The sequence below is a fragment of the Pseudomonas sp. HLS-6 genome (assembly GCF_002753995.1).
Lineage (GTDB): Bacteria > Pseudomonadota > Gammaproteobacteria > Pseudomonadales > Pseudomonadaceae > Aquipseudomonas > Aquipseudomonas defluvii.
In genome coordinates this window covers 4,008,297-4,028,827 of record NZ_CP024478.1, presented here as the reverse complement: position 1 = coordinate 4,028,827, position 20,531 = coordinate 4,008,297, and the positions used below count along the sequence as shown (strand labels likewise).

21 protein-coding genes are annotated in these 20,531 nt (G+C 58.4%); 9 read left to right on the top strand and 12 right to left on the bottom strand.

Annotation, left to right across the window (positions count from 1 at the left end; genetic code table 11):
* Nucleotides 1–35 precede the first annotated feature (35 nt).
* Nucleotides 36–635: a short chain dehydrogenase gene (locus tag CS390_RS18875; RefSeq protein ID WP_065760582.1), complete on the bottom strand. Its 600-nt coding sequence runs from the start codon at nt 633–635 to the stop codon at nt 36–38.
* A 98-nt stretch (nt 636–733) separates the two neighbouring features.
* On the opposite strand from CS390_RS18875, the gene CS390_RS18870 reads away from it, so the two are divergent.
* The gene (locus CS390_RS18870; protein ID WP_065760581.1) at nt 734–1,642 is read left to right on the top strand and encodes a LysR family transcriptional regulator; all 909 of its coding nucleotides are present in this window, start codon (nt 734–736) and stop codon (nt 1,640–1,642) included.
* Here the strand turns inward: CS390_RS18870 and CS390_RS18865 are convergent.
* The 9 genes from CS390_RS18865 to CS390_RS18820 all read right to left on the bottom strand — a co-directional run bounded on the left by CS390_RS18865 (nt 1,609) and on the right by CS390_RS18820 (nt 9,258).
* On the bottom strand, nt 1,609–2,079 hold the full coding sequence (locus tag CS390_RS18865) for a DoxX family protein (RefSeq protein WP_065760588.1): 471 nt from the start codon (nt 2,077–2,079) through the stop codon (nt 1,609–1,611). The two genes, CS390_RS18870 and CS390_RS18865, sit on opposite strands and share 34 nt — an antisense overlap.
* Nucleotides 2,080–2,132: 53 nt before the next feature.
* Entirely contained in the window at nt 2,133–2,897 is a 765-nt protein-coding gene (locus CS390_RS18860) for a DNA-binding domain-containing protein (protein ID WP_099775591.1), read from the bottom strand.
* Nucleotides 2,894–3,781, bottom strand: a complete 888-nt coding sequence (locus CS390_RS18855; protein WP_099775590.1) for a DUF692 family multinuclear iron-containing protein — start codon at nt 3,779–3,781, stop codon at nt 2,894–2,896. The genes CS390_RS18860 and CS390_RS18855 overlap by 4 nt, the downstream gene beginning before the upstream one ends.
* A gap of 22 nt (nt 3,782–3,803) precedes the next feature.
* The gene (locus tag CS390_RS18850; RefSeq protein ID WP_099775589.1) at nt 3,804–4,109 is read right to left on the bottom strand and encodes a DUF2282 domain-containing protein; all 306 of its coding nucleotides are present in this window, start codon (nt 4,107–4,109) and stop codon (nt 3,804–3,806) included.
* A 150-nt stretch (nt 4,110–4,259) separates the two neighbouring features.
* Nucleotides 4,260–4,961, bottom strand: a complete 702-nt coding sequence (locus tag CS390_RS18845; RefSeq protein ID WP_065760577.1) for an ABC transporter ATP-binding protein — start codon at nt 4,959–4,961, stop codon at nt 4,260–4,262.
* Nucleotides 4,962–5,729, bottom strand: a complete 768-nt coding sequence (livG, locus tag CS390_RS18840; RefSeq protein WP_065760576.1) for a high-affinity branched-chain amino acid ABC transporter ATP-binding protein LivG — start codon at nt 5,727–5,729, stop codon at nt 4,962–4,964.
* Nucleotides 5,726–6,982 (bottom strand): high-affinity branched-chain amino acid ABC transporter permease LivM, encoded by a 1,257-nt coding sequence (locus CS390_RS18835; RefSeq protein WP_065760575.1) that lies wholly within the window; start codon nt 6,980–6,982, stop codon nt 5,726–5,728. Before CS390_RS18835 ends, livG begins: the two co-directional genes overlap by 4 nt.
* Nucleotides 6,979–7,902, bottom strand: coding sequence for a high-affinity branched-chain amino acid ABC transporter permease LivH (gene livH, locus CS390_RS18830; RefSeq protein ID WP_065760574.1), 924 nt, complete (start codon nt 7,900–7,902; stop codon nt 6,979–6,981). The genes CS390_RS18835 and livH overlap by 4 nt, the downstream gene beginning before the upstream one ends.
* A 228-nt stretch (nt 7,903–8,130) precedes the next feature.
* Nucleotides 8,131–9,258, bottom strand: coding sequence for a branched-chain amino acid ABC transporter substrate-binding protein (locus CS390_RS18820; RefSeq protein ID WP_065760573.1), 1,128 nt, complete (start codon nt 9,256–9,258; stop codon nt 8,131–8,133).
* Between the two features lie 362 nt (nt 9,259–9,620).
* Between CS390_RS18820 and CS390_RS18815 the strand changes: the two genes are divergently transcribed.
* Entirely contained in the window at nt 9,621–9,926 is a 306-nt protein-coding gene (locus CS390_RS18815) for a DUF2288 domain-containing protein (RefSeq protein ID WP_065760572.1), read from the top strand.
* 212 nt (nt 9,927–10,138) lie between these two features.
* On the opposite strand, the gene CS390_RS18810 is transcribed toward CS390_RS18815, so the two are convergent.
* A complete protein-coding gene (locus CS390_RS18810; RefSeq protein WP_065760571.1) occupies nt 10,139–12,322 on the bottom strand; it encodes a hypothetical protein in 2,184 nt (727 codons plus the stop codon).
* A 205-nt stretch (nt 12,323–12,527) separates the two neighbouring features.
* Here CS390_RS18810 and CS390_RS18805 point away from each other — a divergent pair, with 205 nt between their 5' ends.
* Nucleotides 12,528–13,415, top strand: a complete 888-nt coding sequence (locus tag CS390_RS18805) for an NAD(P)-dependent oxidoreductase (RefSeq protein ID WP_065760570.1) — start codon at nt 12,528–12,530, stop codon at nt 13,413–13,415.
* Between the two features lie 78 nt (nt 13,416–13,493).
* Here CS390_RS18805 and rapA read toward each other — a convergent pair whose 3' ends face one another.
* On the bottom strand, nt 13,494–16,340 hold the full coding sequence (gene rapA / locus CS390_RS18800; protein ID WP_099775588.1) for an RNA polymerase-associated protein RapA: 2,847 nt from the start codon (nt 16,338–16,340) through the stop codon (nt 13,494–13,496).
* A gap of 129 nt (nt 16,341–16,469) precedes the next feature.
* On the opposite strand from rapA, the gene CS390_RS18795 reads away from it, so the two are divergent.
* From CS390_RS18795 to CS390_RS18775, 6 genes are all read left to right on the top strand, one after another.
* Nucleotides 16,470–17,153 (top strand): M949_RS01915 family surface polysaccharide biosynthesis protein, encoded by a 684-nt coding sequence (locus CS390_RS18795; RefSeq protein WP_099776762.1) that lies wholly within the window; start codon nt 16,470–16,472, stop codon nt 17,151–17,153.
* A 123-nt stretch (nt 17,154–17,276) separates the two neighbouring features.
* A complete protein-coding gene (locus tag CS390_RS18790) occupies nt 17,277–17,600 on the top strand; it encodes an aspartate-semialdehyde dehydrogenase (protein WP_099775587.1) in 324 nt (107 codons plus the stop codon).
* Nucleotides 17,601–17,678: 78 nt separating this feature from the next.
* Complete coding sequence (locus tag CS390_RS25110; RefSeq protein WP_099775586.1) at nt 17,679–17,837, top strand: hypothetical protein; 159 nt, start codon at nt 17,679–17,681, stop codon at nt 17,835–17,837.
* A 136-nt stretch (nt 17,838–17,973) separates the two neighbouring features.
* Nucleotides 17,974–18,090 (top strand): cytochrome c oxidase subunit CcoM, encoded by a 117-nt coding sequence (gene ccoM, locus CS390_RS25535; RefSeq protein ID WP_281182074.1) that lies wholly within the window; start codon nt 17,974–17,976, stop codon nt 18,088–18,090.
* 258 nt (nt 18,091–18,348) lie between these two features.
* A complete protein-coding gene (locus tag CS390_RS18780; protein ID WP_099775585.1) occupies nt 18,349–20,337 on the top strand; it encodes an FUSC family protein in 1,989 nt (662 codons plus the stop codon).
* Nucleotides 20,324–20,530, top strand: coding sequence for a DUF1656 domain-containing protein (locus tag CS390_RS18775; RefSeq protein WP_065760567.1), 207 nt, complete (start codon nt 20,324–20,326; stop codon nt 20,528–20,530). The genes CS390_RS18780 and CS390_RS18775 overlap by 14 nt, the downstream gene beginning before the upstream one ends.
* Nucleotide 20,531 lies beyond the last annotated feature (1 nt).

The window sequence follows — 20,531 nt, the reverse complement described above, 5'->3', positions numbered from 1 at the left end:
TCACGTTACTCAGGCTGGCGCTCAATCTCAAGGGTTTAGCCAACGTGATAGGTTTGGCCGGTCTGCAGGCCTTCTACGCTCTTGGCATAAGCCAGTGCTACATCGGCAGCGGGCACAGGCTTGAACCCGCGGAAGTAAGGGGCGTATGCAGGCATGGCTTCGACCAGCACGTTCGGGCTGACCGAGTTGACTCGCAGGCCGCGCGGCAGCTCGATAGCGGCTGCCTTGACGAAGGCGTCGATGGCGCCGTTGACCAGGCTTGCCGAGCTGCCGGTGCGGATCGGGTCGTGGCTGGTGATGCCGGTGGTGAAGGTGAAGGAGCCGCCATCATTGATGAACTCGCGGCCGATCAACAGCAGGTTGACCTGGCCCATGAGCTTATCGTTCAGGCCCAGGGCGAAGTGCTCCTCGGTCATATCCTCCAGTGCGGCGAAGGTCACGTTGCCCGCTGCACAGACCAGGGCATCGAAACGGCCGGTCTGTTCGAACAGTGACCGAATAGACGCGCTGCTACTGATATCCACCTGGTAGTCGCCGCGGGTGCGGCCAATGCGCAGCACGTCGTGGCGCTGCTCCAGCTCGTTTGCCACTGCCGAGCCAATGGTGCCGCTGGCACCGATCAACAGAATTTTCATCGCACGCTCCTTTGGGGGAATGGCCCAAGTCTACGGTGGATTTTTGCGTCGATAAGCGTGCTAATAGGCAACCTTTTGTTTTTCTATGGAAACAATCCATGAGTGAGCTGGACGATTTGGCGGCCTTCGCTGTCTTGATGGATGCCGGTAGTTTCACCCTGGCCGCAGGGCAGTTGGGGTGGAGCAAAGGGCAATTGTCGAAGCGGATCAGTCAGTTGGAAAGCAGCCATGGGGTGAAGTTGCTGCATCGCACGACCCGTCGCCTGAGCCTCACGGCCGCCGGCGCCATGCTGTTGCCGCAGGCCCAGGCATTAGTCCGGCAGATGAATGGGGCAAGGCAGGCCTTGGCCATGCTTAAGGATGACCTGTCTGGCCCCGTGCGATTGACGGTGCCCGTGTCGCTGGGTGAGACCTTCTTTGAAGGCTTGTTGCTCGAGTTCACCGAGACGCACCCTCAGTTGCAGGTAGAGCTTGAGTTGAGCAATAGCTATCGGGATCTGTTGGGTGAAGGTTTCGATCTGGCGATTCGTACCGAAGTCCAGAGCGATGCCCGGTTAGTTGCCCGGCCATTGTTGGCCATGCAGGAACTGACGTGCGCCAGCCCCGCGTACCTGGAGCGCTTTGGTGAGCCGAAGACCCCAATGGCGTTGAGCGAGCACCGCTGCCTGCTGAACAGTCACTACCGTGGTCGCGAGGAGTGGTTGTATCACCAACAACACGAATTGCTGCGTGTGCCGGTCAGCGGTTCCTTTGCGAGTAACCATTACAGCTTGCTGAAAAAGGCGGCTTTGCTCGGCGTCGGGATTGCTCGCCTGCCGTCTTACATGCTGGCGGCAGAGTTGAGTAACGGCCAACTGCATTGGTTGCTCCGGGACTTTCAGACCCGTAGCACGCCGCTGTTTCTTGTACATCCCTACCAGAGCGCAATGCCGAAAAAGGTTCAGGTGCTGGCCGACTACCTGAGGCGCTGGTTTCAGCGTGGCAGTACCGTATTGGGGCAGTTGTGAATGTAACGGGCGATCCTGTGGTCGAGTGACAAGCGTCCGGGCCCTTTGGCCATCAGGTACAACAGGATCGTGGCCCAGGTTGCATGCACGGGGTAGGCGTCGGGGTAGACGAAGAGCTGAATCACCAGCGTCATACCGAGCAAGGCCATAGCCGATAGACGCGTCGCCAATCCCAGTAAAAGCAACAGGGGAAACAGATGTTCGGCTGTAGTTGCCAGGTAGGCCGCCCACTCAGTGGGCAGCAGCGGTACCTTGTACTCACTGCGAAACAGATAGAGTGTCGAGTCGGCCAGGTGTGGAACGCCCAGTTGGAAGGTGCCTGAAAAAAGGTCCACGGCAAATCCCTCTACTTTGGTCTGGCCGGACCGCCAGAACACTGTCGCAATAGCGAAGCGACCGAGCAAGGCAATCAGGCTATGAGGAATTATTGTGTCCATATGGGCGAGAAGGCGGCTGGCCCACGATACCGTGGCGCAGTGCGATGGCGTGCTCATGAGGCCTCCGATAGACCTGCGTGGATAATCAGGTTTTTTTGAATCAACAGCGCCAAGGCTGGGCCTGCATCGAAGGCGCTGTCTTCCTCCAGTGCTGTACAAACAGCGCCACCGAAACCAGCACCGCCTTGCAGCGCGCGGATGAAGAGGGCGCACGCTTTGCTTAGTGGCAGGACTTCAACATTTAGCGCATCTCTTAGCACTAGCAGTTGTTCTGCGTGGTCTGGATCGACCTCTGCCAGTTCCCCTTGACCCTGATGGGCAGCCCAAAGAGAGAACACAGCACTGGATGAACACAAAACACCTGTGCCGGGATGGAGTTTCAGGTGTAGCTGGTGGAGTTGTTCGGGGTATTCAAGAAACCGCGAAAGGGCTTCGAGGCCAACTCCGGGGAAGTCCGCAGCGTGATAGGCCTCTACTCGCAGGCGCTCCAGACGCGCCATATCCGCCAGGTAGGGCAGTGATGCTGCTGGGCTAAAGGTGTCTATGAAGTCGGCAAAGGTGTTGCCGTAGTTCACAAGCACGGGTGAACAAGGTGGATACGTCTGGATAAAAAACCTGGCCATGAAAGCAAAGAACTCTGCGCCGACCAGTTGCGCCACCACGGGGTAGCTGTCGGCCAAGGCGCTGGTCAGTGAACTGAACACATTGTTGCGGTAAACCGCAAAGCGACTTTCGGCATCCGGATGGCTGAATAGCCCTGCTGGGACGGTCTGTTCTGCGCTGAGTAATGCCTGGGTAAAACGCTGCTGAGTGCTCATGATTGCGCTCCATCATTGTCCAGGCACGCCTGGGCGCGTCGCGCTTCGGCCAGTAATACCGCTAAACCGGGCAGTTCATTGTCGCGTTCGATCAGTGTGGCAACCGGGCCGGTGTACTCCAGTATCTGTTGATAGAGTGACCATACGGCTGCGGCCACTGGTGCGCTGTGGCTATCGATCAGCAGGCGTTGGCCGTTGCTGTCCAATGCTTCGCTGAAACCTGCCAGGTGTATCTCTGCCGTTTCATGCAACGGCAGTGCTTGCAGGTAGTCCTGGGTTGACCATTGATGATTGATACAAGAGACATATACGTTGCAGACGTCCAGCAACATTCCACATCCCGTGCGGCGTACCACTTCGCGGATAAACGTAGGTTCATCGAAAGTCGAGGCGTTGAATTGCAGGTAGGTGGCTGGGTTTTCCAGCAGCATGCGTCGGCCCAATGTGTTTTGAACCTGATCAATGTGCTCGCACACGCGGTTTAGGGTTTGTTGGTCGTATTGCAACGGCAGCAGGTCATTTAGAAAGCAGGGCCCATGGGTGGACCAGGCCAAGTGTTCGGAGAAGGACGCGGGTTGGTAGCGAGCCAATAGCACGTTCAAACGCTGCAGGTGCTCAGTGTCTAGCTCGCCTTCGGCACCGATTGACATACCGACGCCGTGAATCGAGAGCGCGTAGTGTTCACACAGACGCTCCAGGTAATAATGAAAAGGGCCACCCGCAACCATGTAGTTTTCGGCATGGATTTCAATGAAGCCAAGATCCTCGCAGCCGTTTGCCAATGGCTGAAAATAGTCAGGCTTGAGCCCCAGCCCTGCACGGGCCGGGAGCCCTTGTGTTGCGGCCCGAGTAATGCGTGCGGTGTTGCTGTCGTATTGGGACATGATTGCTGCTCGGGCCGAGGTGTTACATTTTTGGTTTGAAGGCCATCAGTTGACCGTATCCGGTTGGCGAAGTACTGCTGGCAGTTTTCTCGCAGGTGCCTTTGGGGACCAGTTTGAACGCATTGGCTTGGTCGTTGACCTTGGAGGTGCCTGCACAAGTAGTGCCGGCACCGGCTGCGCAGTCGTTCTTGCCTTTCATGGCGACGCCAAAGCATTTTTCCATGTCATCAGCGGCGTGGGCGGGCAGGGTTACCAGGCTAAGGGCCGAGGTCAGGGCCAGGGTGAGGGCAGTTGCGGACAGTGACAGGGTGTTGAGTTTGTTGCTCATGATGGTTCTCCAACGGACAGGGATCAAGGCGATGCCGGTTGTTATGGCCCGCTCGTATCACTAGAGAAAGTCCATCGCGTCGCGTTACAAATAGGGCAAAAAAAAACGATCCCGAAGGATCGTTTTTTCATTGACCGCTAAAAACGGTTATCAACCGCCCAGGTAGGCATCACGCACTTTCGGATCGGTCAACAAGGTTTCCCCTGTCCCTTCCATCACCACCCGACCGTTCTCCAGCACGTAGGCACGGTCGGCGATCTTCAACGCCTGGTTGGCGTTCTGCTCCACCAGGAACACCGTCACGCCATCACGGCGAAGTTGTTCGATGATGTCGAAGATCTGTTGAATAATGATCGGCGCCAGGCCCAGTGATGGCTCGTCGAGCAGCAACAGCTTCGGTTTGCTCATCAGCGCACGGCCGATGGCAAGCATCTGCTGCTCGCCACCGGACATGGTGCCGCCGCGCTGGCTGAAGCGTTCCTTGAGCCGTGGGAACAGGTGCAGCACCTTGTCCATCTGCTCTTCGTAGTCGCCCTTGGCGGTAAAGAAACCGCCCATGGCCAGGTTTTCCTCGACGGTCAGACGAGAGAACACGCGGCGACCTTCCGGAACCACCGCAATGCTCTTGCGCATGATGCGGGCAGAGTCCTGGCCAACCAGCTCTTCGCCCAGGTAGCGGATGCTGCCGCTGTGGGCTTGTGGCGAACCGCAGAGCGTCATCAGCAAGGTTGACTTGCCAGCGCCGTTGGCGCCGATCAGGGTGACGATTTCGCCCTGGCGGATCTCAACGTTGACGCTGTGTAGCGCCTGGATCTTGCCGTAGAAAGTGGAAACGTTTTCAAACTGCAGCATTTACGCTTCCCCCAGGTAGGCTTTGATCACTTCAGGGTTATCGCGGATCTGTTCCGGTGTACCGTCGGCCAGCGGGGTGCCCTGGTTGATCACAACGATGTGGTCGGAGATGCTCATGACCAGCTTCATGTCATGCTCGATCAGCAGGACCGTGACGTTGTGCTCTTCGCGCAGCACACCGATCAGTGCCTTGAGGTCTTCGGTTTCCCTTGGGTTCAGGCCGGCAGCGGGTTCGTCGAGCATGAGGATCCGTGGACGGGTCATCATGCAGCGAGCGATTTCCAGGCGACGCTGCTGACCGTAGGCCAGGGTACCGGCCGTACGGTTGGCGAACTCGGTGAGGTTGACCTTGTCCAGCCAGAAGTGCGCGTACTCCATCGCTTCGCGCTCACTGCGGCGAAAGCCTGGGGTTTTGAGCAGGCCGGCGAGGAAGTTGGTGTTCAGGTGCCGGTGCTGAGCAATCAGCAGGTTTTCCAGTGCGGTCATCTCTTTGAACAGACGCACGTTCTGGAAGGTTCGTACTACGCCCTTGCGGGCGATCTGGTGACCGGCCAGGCCCTGGATCGGCTGGCCGTCGAGCAGAATCGTACCCGCGCTGGGCTTGTAGAAACCGGTCAGGCAGTTGAACACCGTGGTCTTGCCGGCACCGTTCGGGCCGATCAGGGCAACCACTTGTTTTTCCTTGACGGTCAGGGCCACGCCGTTGACCGCCAACAAGCCGCCGAAGCGCATGCTCAGGCCGCTGACTTGAAGAATTTCGCGGCTCATCGACGCAGCTCCATGTGAGGACGTTGCATAGGCAGCAGACCTTGCGGACGCCAGATCATCATCAACACCATCAGGGCACCGAACATCAACATGCGGTACTCGCTGAAGTCACGCATCAGTTCGGGTAGCAGGATCATCACAATGGCCGCGAGAATCACGCCCAATTGCGAGCCCATGCCGCCCAGCACGACGATGGCGAGGATGATCGCCGACTCGATGAAAGTGAACGACTCCGGTGTCACCAGGCCTTGGCGCGCGGCAAAGAAGCTGCCCGCGAAGCCGGCGAAGCAAGCACCCAGCGTGAAGGCCGAAAGCTTGATCACGGTAGGGTTCAGGCCCAAGGCACGGCAGGCGATTTCGTCTTCGCGCAGGGCTTCCCAGGCACGACCGATCGGCATGCGCAGCAGACGGTTGATCACGAACAGTGCAAACAGCGCCAACAGCAATGCCACCAGGTACAGGAAAATCACCTTGTTGATCGAGTTGTACTGCAGGCCGAAGTAATCGTGGAAGGTCTGCATGCCCTCGGCGGCCTTGCGTTCAAAGGTCAGGCCGAAGAAGGTTGGCTTCTCGATGTTGCTGATACCGTTGGGGCCACCCGTCAGCCCGGTCAGGTTACGCAGGAACAGGCGGATGATTTCACCGAAGCCCAGGGTCACGATTGCCAGGTAGTCACCGCGCAGGCGCAGTACCGGGAAACCGAGCAGGAAGCCAAAGGTGGCTGCCATCAGGCCGGCAATCGGCAAGCAGATCCAGAAGCTCAGGCCGTAGTAGTGCGACAGCAGCGCGTAGCTGTAGGCGCCGACGGCGTAGAAGCCGACATAACCCAGGTCGAGCAGACCGGCCAGACCGACCACGATGTTCAGGCCCAGCCCGAGCAACACATAGATCAGGATCAGGGTGGCGATATCGACCGCACCACGGGAGCCGAAGAACGGCCAGATCAGCGCCGCGACGACCAAGCCGAGGATGATCCAGCGCTGGGTACGCGGCAGGGTCAGGAAGTTGCTGACCTTGGGCGATACCAGCGAGCCTTTCGGCGCGGACCGCATCAGTGCGCTCCACTGCTTGTCGAACAGCACACGCAGGAACATCAGCACCGAACACACGGCGATCACGGTGAGGGTGAGAGGACCAGTGCCCTGAACTTCCAGGTTGATACCGACGATGCTCAGTTTGAGCCCCAGTACCGGGAAGGCCACGGCCCATACCAGCAAGGCGCTGAAAAACGCCGATTTGAGATGTCTGTTCATACTTTTTCAACCTCCGGACGGCCCAGAATGCCGGTCGGCCGGAACAACAGCACCAGAACCAAAAGGCCGAATGCCACAACGTCCTTGTACTGGTCACCGAAGATATCGGCGCCAAAGGCTTCAGCCACCCCGAGCACCAGCCCACCGAGCATGGCGCCCGGAATACTGCCAATGCCGCCCAAGACTGCCGCGGTGAAGGCCTTCAGGCCCACCAGGAAACCGGCGTTAGGGTTGATCACACCGTACTGCATGCTCAGCAGCACGGCCGCCACGGCTGCCAGTGCGGCACCGATGACGAAGGTCAGGGCGATGATGTTGTTAGTGTTGATCCCCAGCAGGTTGGCCATCTTGATGTCTTCGGCACAGGCACGGCAGGCACGGCCCAAGCGCGAACGGGAGATGAACAGGGTGAGGCCGGTCATGGCCACCAGAGTGACCACGAACACTAGAATCTGCATGTAGGAAATCAGGACTTCCTCAGCACCACCTGGGCCGAAGGAGAAACTCCCCGGAATCAGGTTGGGAATGGACTTGTCCTTGGAGTCCTGCGAGAGCAGTACCGTGTTTTGCAGGAAAATCGACATACCAATGGCAGAAATCAGCGGGATCAACCGGTTGCTGTTACGCAAGGGACGGTAAGCGACCCGTTCAATACTGTAGCCATAGGCACTGGTCACGACGATCGTCGCAAGAAACGCGGCGGTCATCAGTAGCGGCAGAGAATCAAGCCCCATCATGGCCAGCCCGGCAAGGACGATGAAGGCCACGTAAGAACCGATCATGTAGACCTCGCCATGGGCGAAGTTGATCATTCCAATGATGCCGTAAACCATTGTGTAGCCAATGGCTATCAAGGCATAGGTGCTGCCAATGGTCAGACCATTAACCAGCTGTTGGAAAAAGTGATAGATCTCAGGCATTACAGCGCTCCTAAAAACCTGATACGCATTTCACTGGTGGGGGAGCCCCGTGTGGTGCCTTGTGGTCTTTGGCCACTTCGGTACCAGCACCTGCCAGCGAACCGCTGGTGACGGTTTTAAGATTTTCAGGTGAACCAGCTCCCGGATCGCGGGAATCAGGTCCATGAACCTCGTAAAACAAAGCCCACTGCTCGCACAGTGGGCTTCTTAGTCAATGGTCAGACTGGGTTATTGAGGCGAAACTTCGGTTTTAGGTTTGCCGAAATGCCATTGGTAGACCACGAATTTGAAGTCTTTCAGGTCGCCTTTGTCGTCGAAGGACAGGTCGCCCGTCGGGGTCTTGAAGGTGCCCGCGTGGATAGCAGCAGCTACCTTGGCAGTGTCTTCGCTCTTGGCGGCCTTGATGCCTTCAGCAATCACTTCTACAGCCGAGTAGGCCGGGAACACGAACGGGCCGGTCGGGTCCTGCTTCTTGTCGGCGAAGGCTTGTACCAGTGCCTTGTTGGCAGGGTCCTGATCGAAGGATTTCGGCAGGGTAACCAGCAGGCCCTCGGAGGCGTCCTGGGCGATCTGCGAGATGGAGTCGTTGCCGACGCCTTCTGGGCCCATGAACTTGGCGTTCAGGCCTTTTTCCTTGGACTGACGCAGGATCAGGCCCAGCTCTGGGTGGTAGCCGCCGTAGTAGACGAAGTCGACGTTGGCTTGCTTGAGCTTCTGGATGATCGAGGAGAAGTCCTTGTCGCCAGCGTTCAGGCCTTCAAAGACGGCAACCTTGGTGCCTTTCTCTTCGAGGGTTTTCTTCACGGCGGTGGCGATACCTTCACCGTACTGCTGCTTGTCATGCAGAACGGCAACGACTTTCGGCTTCACGTGGTTGGCAATGTAGTTGCCAGCCGCTGGGCCCTGGGCGCTGTCCAGACCGATGGTGCGGAAGATCATCTTGTAGCCACGGGAAGTGATATCCGGGCTGGTGGCTGCCGGGGTGATCATGATCACGCCTTCATCTTCATAGATGTCGGAGGCAGGCTGGGTGGAGCTGGAGCACAGGTGGCCGACGACAAACTTGACGCCATCGTTGACCACTTTGTTCGCTACGGCCACGGCTTGTTTAGGGTCGCAAGCGTCGTCGTATTCCTTGGCTTCGAGCATCTTGCCGTCGACGCCGCCCTTGGCGTTGATCTGCTCAATGGCCATTTTGGCACCGATGAACTGCATGTCGCCGTACTGAGTGACCGGACCGGTCTTGGGACCTGCGATGCCGATCTTGATGGTATCGGCGGCAAACGAATGGCTGGCAACCCCGGCCAGAACCATTGCGGCAAACAGCTTGGAAATCTGCTTAGTAGCCTTACTCATAGTGCTCCACTCATTCTGTTGTATTTTTTATAGTCCTGGCGGCCAAAGCTACAGGACCGGATCAGGTTCTCCGTCGAGGCCTCGCCTCATACCGCAGACCCGAATTTCCCCGGCCTTACCCCCGGCAACTGTACCGGTACAGTGTAGAGCGCCGCTTCATCGCTTGAAAAGCGGGCTCGCAGAGGCAAAACCTGGGCGCGTCGCTTAATTGACTGAAAGTTATAAAAAAGCGTCTTCAGTTTTGCCCTATATGTCGGCAATCCTTGGCTTTTCCTGCACTCACCGATCAATTGCTTATTTGAAACTGGGTTTTCTGCAAAAATACCGGCTTTTAGCAGCCGAATTATTTCTGGTAGGAACCCATGACTGATGAAGTAAGCACCCTCTATGCCAAACTGCTCGGCGAGACCGCGGTCATTGAGTGGAAAGCACTGGAGCGTTTTTGGGCCAAGGGTGACCTGATTTGGGTCAAGCCGACACTGGACCTGATCGAGGTCGCCGAGGCGATGGCCGAAAACCGGGGCGAAGCCTTTGCTGCATGGCACGCTGAGGGTGCTGTCGGCAAACTCTCTGATGAGCAGGCGCTAGACCTTCAGGCGCGAGATCCGCAGATATGGGCGGTGGTGGTTTCCCCCTGGATCGTGATTCAGGAAAAACCGGCGCCCTGATTTGGTGCGCAAAAATGCACAGTGGCTCATGGTTGGTGCGCGGTACTGTTCAGCAGGGGTGACACTTGGTAACAGTCCAGCGACTTCAAGGGGGGTCGGTAACAGTCCGTACCGATTGATAAGAGCCGCTTTGCGGGTGAGGAAGGTCTGCGCAGCCATCGAGGCTGCGCAGATCTTGGCGCCGGCGAAACCGGGCCCTGATCACGGGTATCTCAGTAATCAACCTTGCCTGTATGGGTGTTGAGGGAGATAACCCGTGTCTTGCCAATCCGGTGACGGTAAATTTCTCGCAGGTATTTCACCGCTTTCTTCACGCATTCGCGTGAAAGCCGGATGTCGTTGATCGAGACAAACTTGCTCTTGTCATTGATCAGCTCACGGTACTTCTTCTCATACATCGGTTTGATCGCGTACCAGTTGGTATCGAGGATCTTGGCCGGATTCTCGAACTCGTTGAGCAGCTCATCGATGTGGTTTTCGTCGAAGTGATCGCTGGTGATGAAGTCGAGCATGGCGTTGTCCAGCGTATCGTCGAAACGGTACGGGTTACGCGCAAAGCAACGCTTGATGAAGGCCACGATCAGCGTCAGGAAGTCGTCCGACAGGCACGGGCTCTTGGCGATCAGGGTGGTCAGCGACAGGTTGGCAGAGGCGCCGATGACCAGCGCATAGCGCTTGAGCGTCGTATTGGGGAACAGGCTGTTGAGGTGGGTCTTGAGCCGGTTCAGGTCCATGTAGGAGAGTTTGTAGTCCTTGGGCAGCGAGACGATCGAGACCACCGATGAGCAGTTCTTGAAGAAATGCAGATCATGCAGTGCCGCTGCGTCATAACCGGAGGTCTTGTACTGCTCCAGGGCTGCGCGGTAGCGCTTGGACTCAATCGGCAAGAGGCTGATGCCTTCAATGGCCTGTGTCTGCTTGTTGAAGTGCGGCAAGTCGATGGAGCGGAAAAACAGGTCGTCGATATCCAGGCGAGGCTGCTCTTTCTCGAACACCTTGAACTTGTCCGAGCTCGGGGTCTGCTGTTCCGGTACCACTGATTCGGCGTAGGCAATGGCCACCGGGCCTGCCAGGCTCATGAACAGGTCATTGGCATCCAGGCGGATGGTTTCGCCAATATCGATACCGGCGCGACGGAAGTAGGCCTGATCGTAGTCGGTGGTTACCGCCTGGGCGGTAAGGATGTTGAAGATCTGCTGCGAGATGTACTGGTTAGCGTGCTTTTCCATCGCATTGACATCAATGTTCTGGATAGTGCCGTCATCGCTTTCTTCGGCATAACGCATGATGTCGTTGGAGATCAGCATCATCGCGTTCCAGGGGCGAATACGGCCCATGACACTGGCTTCGCTGCTGTCTTCATTGTCGAAGTTGTAGGAAAAGTCCCATTCTTCCGAGAGATACTTGCATAGCAGGCGTCCGGCGTTGATGTGCAGGGCCTCGGACATCTCGCTACGGTGGTCGGAGATGTTCGGCAGTACGCAGATACCGCTGGTGAAGATCGGCTCAAAGACGAACGAGTGTCCGCTCTTGCCGTCATTCTCGTCAGCCGGTTTGGTGTCGAATGTCTTGTTCATGTAGGAGTACTGCTGGGCCAGGCCGAACTCCGAGGCCATGCCCGAGCCGGTACCACCACCGGCGCTGAAAATGTAGAAGTACAGGCGCGACTGGTTGGCTTTGATGCCACAGGAGTCGATCAGGTACGAATGGATCAGCTTCCAGTCAGTACTGGAGAAGCGCTGGGTTTCCTTGTTCAGGATGATCTTCGCCAGGTACTGACCCAGGATCGGTGCGTTACCGGCGCCCCCGGCATGAACCTCAGACAGGTCCATGATTTTCATTTTGCTGTAATCGCGGATAAAACCGCTGGTCTCGCCTTTGCGCGAGAAACGGATGCGCCCGGCGATGTCTTTGTCCAGGTCGCCCAGCATCACCAGTGGTTCAACCAGAAAGACCGGTTTGCTGCTCTTGTTCTGCACCAGACGCAGGTTGTTGCGGATCCATCGCGCCGGGCTGTAGCTGATGTCGTTGCTGACCCTTTCCTCGTTGTTGAACTCATTGAGGTAGAAGGTGCGTGCGTTGTAGACCAGTTCTGCGACGTCCAAGGCAATGTTCGAGCCGCAACGGCCCAAACCGATCAGACAGACCGATGGGAACTGTTGATCAAGGCGCAGTTGGCTTTCATCTTCCTGATGTGGGCTTGGCGGAAAGACCAGGTCGCGCAGGCCGTCGAGGTTGTCGAGGATGCGCTGGATGTCGGTTTCTGTGTAGTACAGGTACTGCTGTGGGTTCAGCGTGCGAGTGCCGTAGTATTCCCTAGACCCTGTAGCAGTGTACGTGGCAGTAGACGACATCAGTTCGGAAACCACATTGGCAGGAGTGTTCTTGGAAGTCATTGTGTGCCGTGTGCCTTGGGGGGATGGCTGTTCAAAGGGAACATCATAGAGTACTCACGGAACCGGTTGTGCGGGTTTAGTCACGAGCCGTCTGTGTGAGTCCTGGGATTTTCCCTAAAACTCTGTAGGTAAATTTTCTGTTTACGCCTGCAATCTTGATCGTCCAATTGCGCAACTTCTTTAATCAAACTTTCTGGAGTGTTTCATGAGTGTTGCACGACCTTCGTTGGGGTTTGCTGGTATTGGTCTTATGGGGCTACCCATGTGCAAGCGGCTTTTGGCGGCCGGCTACCCGTTGACGGTGTGGAATCGTTCACCGGAAAAGTGTGCAGACTTGGTTGCCGCGGGGGCTCGCCTGGCCACTACACCTGCCGAATTGTGCCAGTACGCCGATGTCGTGATGCTGTGTTTGGCCGACACTGCGGTGGTCCGTGAGGTTGTGTTTGGTGAAAACGGCGTGGCCAGTGGTGCCAGGGCCGGGCAGTTGTTGGTGGATTTTTCCAGTATTGAGCCTGGTGCCACACGTGAGATGGCTGCCGAGCTGGCGGCGCTCAACGGCATGAGTTGGCTGGATACACCTGTGTCAGGAGGCACACCGGGCGCTGAGGCCGGTACCCTGGCGATCATGGTCGGCGGTGCTGCGCAGGATCTGGCGCGGGTGCAGCAGGTTTTACTGACCCTGGGCCAGCGTGTTACCCATATGGGGCCGGTTGGAGCAGGGCAGGTGACCAAGGCGTGCAATCAGATGATTGTTGCCTGTAATGCCTTGGTAATCGCTGAAGTGGTAGCGCTGGCCGAGCAGTCTGGGGTTGATGCACGCCTCATTGCCGAAGCCCTTGCTGGCGGTTTTGCCGACTCCAAGCCCTTGCAGATTCTCGCGCCGCAAATGGCCGAAAGCCGTTTTGAACCGGTCAAGTGGCATGTGCGCACCTTGCTCAAGGACCTTGATACTGCCGTCAAGTTTTCGCGTGAGCAGGGTTCAGCTACACCCATCAGCGGGCTTGCTGCCCAATTGATGCGTTTGCATGGTAGTCAGGGGTACTTGCAAAAAGATCCGGCAACCCTGGTGCAGCTGTATCGGCGCAAGGACTGATACCAGGGCCGGCGTCTACAGCACACTGTTCATTGTGCTGTAGACGCCGGGTTTGTCAGCAAGACGTTCCGATACCGATCAGCCGGCAACCAGTACCCGGATGGCTTCCAGGCGCAGTGCAGCTTTTTCGAGCATGGCCAGGCCATCTCTACCTTGCTTGCGCAGGGCTTCGATTTCGCTGTCGCGTACGCTCGGGTTGACGGCCTGCAGGGCGGTCAGGCGTGCCAGTTCTTCTTCGGTCTCGGCAGCCAGACGACGCTGCGCTTCGGCTACACGTTCGGCATGACGCGGCATGATCTTGGCTTCGCCTGCGTTGATCCGTGGCGCCAGCACATCGCGCTGAGCCTGGATGAACTTGTTTGCGCTGGCCTTGGGCACACTCTCCAGTTGGTCGTTCAGGGTTTCAAACGAGACCCGCGCGGCCAAGTCGTTGCCGTTGGTGTCGAGCAGGCAGCGCAAGGCGGCTGGTGGCAGGTAGCGGCCCAACTGCAAGGCGCGTGGCGCTACCACTTCGCTGACGTACAGCAGTTCCAGCAGCACGGTGCCAGGCTTGAGCGCCTTGTTCTTGATCAACGCTACAGCGGTGTTACCCATCGAACCGGACAGGACGAGGTCCATGCCACCCTGCACCATAGGGTGTTCCCAGGTGAGGAACTGCATGTCTTCCCGCGACAGCGCCTGATTGCGGTCGTAGGTGATGGTCACACCTTCGTCGTCGCCGAGCGGGAAGCTGGCGTCGAGCATCTTCTCGCTTGGCTTGAGGATCAGGGCGTTTTCCGAATGGTCTTCGCTATCGATGCCAAAGGCGTCGAACAGGGTTTCCATGTAGATCGGCAGGGCGAACTGGTCATCTTGTTCCAGGATCGCCTCGACCAGTGCCTGGCCTTCGCCGGCACCACCGGAGTTGAGCTCCAGCAGGCGGTCGCGACCGCTGTGCAGCTCGGCCTCAAGGCGCTCGCGTTCGGCGCGCGCCTCAGTGACCAGCGCTTCCCATTGCTCGACATCAGTGTCTTCCAGCAGCGGCAGCAGGCGCGGGCCGAACTGATGCTGCAGGGCGTTGCCGGTAGGGCAGGTGGCCAGGAAGGCATTCAGGGCCTGGTGGTACCACTGGAACAGGCGCTCTTGCGGGCTGTCTTGCAGGTACGGCACATGCAGTTCAATGGTGTGCTTCTGGCCGATACGGTCCAGGCGGCCAATACGTTGCTCGAGCAGGTCCGGGTGAGCGGGCAGGTCGAACAGTACCAGGTGGTGAGAGAACTGGAAGTTGCGGCCTTCGCTGCCGATCTCTGAGCAGATCAGTACCTGAGCACCGAATTCTTCGTCGGCGAAGTAGGCGGCGGCACGGTCGCGCTCCAGGATGCTCAGGCCTTCGTGGAAGACCGTAGCTGGAATGCCTGAGCGCACACGCAGGGCGTCCTCCAGGTCCATGGCGGTTTCGGCGTGAGCACAAATCACCAGAACCTTGACCCGCTTGAGCATCTTCAGGGTATCAATCAGCCAGTCAACCCGTGGGTCGAAGTGCCACCAGCGTTCGTCTTCGCCGGTGTCGCCTTGGGCCTGGAATGAGACTTCCGGGTACAACTCGGCATGTTCGCCCGGCGACAGCTCCATATATTGATCGGGGCAGGGCAGCGGATACGGGTGCAGTTGGCGCTCAGGGAAGCCCTGGACTGCGGCACGGGTGTTACGGAACAGAACTCGGCCGGTACCGTGACGGTCGAGCAGCTCGCGAATCAAGCGGGCGCTGGCCTGTGTATCGCCGTCGTTGACCGCCGCCAACAGGGCTTCGCCCTCGGCGCCCAGGAAGTTCTGGATGGTCGCGTGGGCCTTGGGTGACAGGCGGCCTTCATCGAGCAACTCCTGGACGGCTTCGGCTACCGGGCGATAGTGCTCGCTCTCGGCGCGGAAGGCGGCCAGGTCATGGAAGCGGTTCGGGTCAAGCAGGCGCAGACGGGCGAAGTGGCTGTCCTGACCGAGTTGCTCAGGGGTTGCTGTCAGCAGCAGAACGCCTGGAATAATCTGGGACAGTTGTTCAACCAGCGCATACTCAGGGCTCACCTGATCTTCGTGCCAGACCAGATGGTGGGCTTCGTCGACTACCAGCAGGTCCCAGCCCGCGGCAAACAGCGCATCCTGGGCTTTTTCGTCTTCGCTCAGCCACTCCAGAGCCACCAGGGCCAGTTGGGTGTCTTCAAACGGGTTGCTGGCATCGCTTTCGATGAAGCGCTCGGCATCGAACAGGGCAACCTGCAGGTTGAAGCGACGACGCATTTCCACCAGCCACTGATGCTGGAGGTTTTCCGGTACCAGTATCAGCACGCGGCTGGCACGGCCCGAGAGCAGTTGGCGATGGATAACCAGGCCGGCTTCGATGGTTTTGCCCAGGCCCACTTCGTCGGCCAGCAGAACCCGTGGCGCAATGCGGTCAGCAACTTCGCGGGCAATGTGCAACTGGTGGGCGATGGGTTGGGCGCGCGCACCACCCAGCCCCCACAGTGACGACTGCAACTGACGGCTGGTATGTTCCAGCGTGCTGTAACGTAGCGAGAACCACGGCAGTGGGTCGATTTGCCCTGCGAACAGACGGTCACTGGCCAAGCGGAACTGGATGAAGTTCGACAGCTGGGTTTCCGGCAGGGTGCAGGCCTGATTCTGGCCATCCAGTCCGTGGTAAACCAGCAGACCGTCGACATCATCGACCTCACGCACGGTCATCTTCCAGCCTTCGAAATGGGTGATCTGGTCACCAGGCGAGAAGCGCACCCGTGTCAGTGGCGCATTGCGCAGGGAGTACTGGCGAGTGTCGCCAGTGGCCGGGTAGAGCACGGTCAACAAGCGGCCGTCCTGTGCCAGAACGGTCCCCAGACCTAGCTCGGCTTCGCTGTCGCTGATCCAGCGTTGCCCCGGTTGATACTGCTGCGCCATACTGCCTGACTCCCGCCATGAAAAGCCGACTATCTTAACGGATAGGTCTCTGTAGACCAAAGAGTCTAGCAACTTCGTCGACGAAATCTGCCGATGCTGCATGACCCGCAACAGAAGGACTGTCTTGCCATGTCTGTAAAGCGCTTGTGGTTACTTCGTCCTTTCATCGTGAGCGGCCTGGTACTGCTTTCAGCCTGTGGACAGGGCGGCTTTGAAGTGCTTGCACCATTGCCCGCAGCGCAGATTGATGCGCTGGGTGTCGACGCCCCGTTGAAGACGGTGCATTTTCGCGACAAAGACGGTGAGGGCTTGCTGGTATTGAGCCGTACCGACGGCCAGGCAACTGACGAAGAAACGGCTGAGGATGTCGATAAAGTGGTGTTGATCGCGACACTCTATGGTCGAACGACGGCCGATGAACCGTTCAAGTCGCGCTGGCAGATCGACAACGAAACCACCTGCGCTGGCCTGGACCTTGATGTCGGGTTCTACCCGGATGTCACGGAGGTCAGTGACCTGAACAATGATGGGGTGGCGGAGTTGACGATCGCTAGCCACGCCTTCTGCGGCGGAGGTATCGACCCTCACGCTATCATGGTCGAGTTGCGTGAGGGGCAGGCGTATTACGCCATCGAAGGGCAGTCGCTGGTAAATGTGCCTGGTGACGGTTCATACGGGGGTGAGCGCAAAGACAGCCCGTCGTTGACGAATGCCCCCAAAGTACTGCGTGATCATCTGGAGGCTGTCTGGAGCAAAGTCTACAAGCGCCCCTGGAGCCATATCGACGGTGGTGGCGACAACGCGGCTCAATAGCGGTGCCAGTCGCCCAGGCTATACTGATCGTTCAGGACGCCCATCTCATCAGGCGCGAATGTGCTCGTCTCGGCTCAAGGTAATGGGGTTGCGGCCGACACACTGGCGACAGGAGACCCACCCATGCTGCCGCCTATCATCCCGCTCAGTGCTGCGCCCATAACCTCGCAACTGGATCCGGTCAAGCCGACGCCGGACATCCCACCCGTGGTGCCAGCCCAACCGAGCTCCGGTGATGGCAGCATTAACCTGAAGCAGCGTGACCCGGAACAGGACACCTACTTAATGCGTGAGCAACAGCGCCGCCAACAGCGTCGCCGCAGAGATCACGACGAGCAGTACGATGCCGTACCGGGCGACGAAGTCAATGCCGACAATACGGTGTCGGTGGCGCCGCTGATGGGTGAGCAGCCACGTCAGGGGCTGCTGGTCGACATCGAAGTCTGAAGAAACACCGCCGTACTGGTCAGCGCGAGCCTTAGCCTTCATTATTGCCACTTCTGCCGTCAGCGTTTCGAGCTAACCATGAGCCAAGACAATCTGATCGACTTCGGTGCCGAGCGTGCCAAGCGCGTTCACGACCTCAACGAGAAGCGCCTGAATGAAGTCCGTCAGGCATTTGAACAGGCCATGCCGTTGGGCAAGGGCAAGAAAAAGCCCAAGGGCAAACCCAAGAAGCGTTGAAAACTTGATGCAGGTCAACCCTGCACCTGCCTCGCCCCCAGCTCTGGTGGGCGCTATTGACCTCGGTCAATTTTCCCTCCCGCCTTATTCGCTAACTTAGGCCCCATCAAACAGGTGCAGGCGAATGGAGGCCGATATGTTCTTCGATAATGTGGTTATCGCTGGCGTTGTGACAGTCGGGCTGATGCTGCTCTTCTTCGCGGGCCTGGGCATTTTCATCTGGAAGGATTCGAGCAAACGCAAATCGCGTTGATTCTTCCGATACAACGAGCACGCAAGGCATTTAGGGCGACTTCGGTCGCCCATTTTTTTTGCCTGAAAAAAACCAGGCGCTCGCGCTAGCACGCTTCTGCAGGCATGGGTCTCGCTTGCAAGGTCGGCGGGCAAGTGGGTGATGATGGCGCGGAAACAAACTGCTGGACGAATAATAGTTAGCTAGCTAATAATCTGACTCTGATTCATTGCCGCTTAACTGTCTATCGTTAGATTACTGTTCATCAAGGTTCGCCTCGTGCCGATCACTCTGCAGGCCCTGTTGGCGCCGAACATGCGCGCTGTGCAATTTGCCCTGAAGACGCTTCTGGGCGGTGGGCTGGCGCTTTGGCTAGCGTTGCGTTGGGGGCTTGAGCAGCCTGCCTGGGCATTGATGACAGCCTTTATCGTTGCCCAGCCGCTATCAGGAATGCTGGTGCAGAAGGGGTTGGCCCGTTTGCTGGGGACCCTGGTTGGCACGGTCATGTCGGTGTTGTTCATCGGCCTTTTTGCGCAGACGCCGTGGTTGTTCCTGTTGGCCTTGGCCTTATGGTTGGCACTGTGTACGGCCTGCTCGACTCTGTTGCGCAGTGCTTGGGCTTACGCCTTCGTGCTGGCCGGTTACACCGTGGCCATTATTGCACTGCCGGCGGTTGATCATCCGTTGTTGGTGTTCGATCAGGCCGTGGCACGTTGCACCGAGATTTGCCTGGGCATCGTATGTGCCACCCTGACCAGTGCGCTGCTCTGGCCATTGCGGGTTGAACAGCAACTGGCCGGGCAAGCGCGTCAGGCATGGGTGAATGGCATGCAGGCCGCGAGAGCTTCCCTGATCGGCGAAGAGCAGGACCGTAGAGAACTGCTGGATATTCTTGGGCGCATTGTTGCGGTCGATTCGCAGCGTGAACATGCCTGGTTCGAGGGGCATCTGGGGCGTGAGCGGGGGCGGGCCATTCGCGGCTTGAGCCAGACGTTGCTAGTTCTGCTGCGTATAGCGCGTTCGGTGCGACGCCAGTGGCGACAGCTGGATGAGCGCGAGGCAGCACAGGTGGCACCTTGGTTCAGCAAGGTTTACGAGGCCCTGGCAGCGCCGGATCTGGCTAGCCTGTTGCTGCTGCGCCAACGTGTTTGGGAGGCTGCCAGTGATCAGGCGCGCAGCTCTGCAGAACACTACTGTCTGGCCCGGTTGACGCTGTTGCTGGATAAGATCATGAACGCCACCGTCGCGCTACATGCGGTTGAGGAGGGTAAGGCGCCGGCCGACCTGCCTGACAGCCTGGCAGTGCACCGCGATCTACCGTTGGCATTGTTGTTCGGTTCGCGCAGTGCGCTGGCGTTCCTGGCGATGGCCAGTTTTTGGCTGGCCACTGGCTGGCTATCAGCGCCGGGTGGCTTGGTGCTGACCTGCGTGGTCTGCAGCCTGTTCGCCAGCCGCGAAAATGGTGCGCAGATCGGTCTGAGCTTCTTGCGGGGAATGCTGCTCGCTATTCCGACAGCGTTTTTCGTGGGGCAAATCCTGCTGCCACAGTGGAGTGGTTTCCCCATGTTGTGCATGGCGATGGGGGTGCCGTTGTTTTTCGGCGCGCTAGGTATGGCCAATCCGAAAATCGGCGCTACGGCCACCTCGTACAGCCTGCATTTCATCGTCCTGGTCGCGCCACTCAACGCCATGCATTTTGATGTGGCGGTGTTCCTCAACAGTGCCCAGGCGATGATGGTCGGTGTCGGCGCTGCAGTGTTGGCGTTCAAACTGCTGGTGTTACGTGATCCCGCCTGGCATGGCCGCCGTCTGCGGGCTGCGACGCAGAGCGACCTGGTGCGCTTGACCCGGCGTGATCTACGGGATGCGGAAACCTGGTTTGGCGGGCGTATGGCAGATCGTCTGCTACAGATGGCGCGACACTACGCCGCGTTGCCGGTGCAAGCACGTGAGCGCTGGGACGATGGCCTGCATGGGCTGGATATCGGTGATGAGTTGCTGCACTTGCGCATGTGTCTCGAGGTTGCCCAAATGCCTTCGCTTCAGGCTCAGCGTGCGTATCTACAGCAGCTTGAGCAGGTGCTGGCGCTGGGGCCAGGGGCTGGTCGTGAGGGACTATTGGATGAAGCCAGTGCGACTTTTATCGCGGTGTTGCAGCGACAACCGTCAAGTGACCCTCTGCGCCTGGCGATAGGTGCTGTACTGCAACTGCAAAAGAGCTGGGGCAAATGGTGCCTTCGGCAGGAGGAACTGCATGGGTTTGCGTGAGTGGGCAGTGGGCGGCGTGCTGCTCAGCCCGTTTTTGGTGTACGTGCTGTTGGCCTTGCTGCTGACGGGTGTGCTGCGTCTGCTGCTAAGGCTGACCCCTTTGGGCAGTTGGGCATGGCATGAGGCGCTGTTCGATTGTGCGTTGTTTGTTTGTATCCTGACCCTGATCACGCGTGTGCTCGGGCCTCTGTAAG